We start from the raw sequence: 756 nt of genomic DNA, 5'->3' as shown, positions 1-756 counted from the left end.
AGGGTGTGTAAGTGCTGCGAGGCATTGAGCTAACCTGTACTAATTGCCCGTGAGGCTTAACCATACAACACCCAAGGGGTTTTGTGGACTCAAAGAAAGACCAGACCTTGAATGAGTTTGAAGAGAAATAACTTTTAGATAAGCTTTCCGAATTTTAAAATTTGCTTGGCGACCATAGCATTGTGGACCCACCTGATTCCATGCCGAACTCAGAAGTGAAACACAATAGCGCCGATGGTAGTGTGGGGTTTCCCCATGTGAGAGTAGGACATCGCCAGGCTTTAATTTCGACTTTGTCTATTTAATAGACAAGTCACCATAGAGTTCTAAGTTTCTTAGAGTTTTATGTTGACTTTCAAAGTGGAAAGCGTATTATACGCGTCCTGCTTAAGTGCTAAGGCACTGAAAGCGTTCTCTTTTTAGAGAACACGCTCTTTAACAATTTAAACCTATCAATCTGTGTGGGCACTCGTTGATGAATATCAAAACGTTATTACTTAGGTAATGACAGTTACTTCGGTAACAAACTTGATTTCAATGAACTGAGTGACCAATACAAATAACTTCGGTTATTTGGCACAGTCAATTCATTACCATTCTGTTGGAATGGTAATAGCTTTAGAATTACATTTTTCTGTTCTTTTTCGAAAGAGCGGTAAATATTAGTTTTGAAGTCAGTATTCGTTGAGTCACAAAATCTTAAATTGAAGAGTTTGATCATGGCTCAGATTGAACGCTGGCGGCAGGCCTAACACA

1 rRNA gene is annotated in these 756 nt (G+C 39.4%); it reads left to right on the top strand.

Annotated features, from left to right (window positions below):
* Nucleotides 1-164 precede the first annotated feature (164 nt).
* Nucleotides 165-280, top strand: a 5S ribosomal RNA gene (gene rrf / locus AACR09_RS00960).
* Nucleotides 281-756: the final 476 nt, after the last annotated feature.

Origin of the sequence: Vibrio sp. OPT20 (genome assembly GCF_963889365.1) — a bacterium.
GTDB classification, from domain to species: Bacteria; Pseudomonadota; Gammaproteobacteria; order Enterobacterales; family Vibrionaceae; genus Vibrio; species Vibrio splendidus.
The sequence above is the reverse complement of the archived record's forward strand: the minus strand, read 5'-3'. Positions and strand labels throughout refer to the sequence as shown.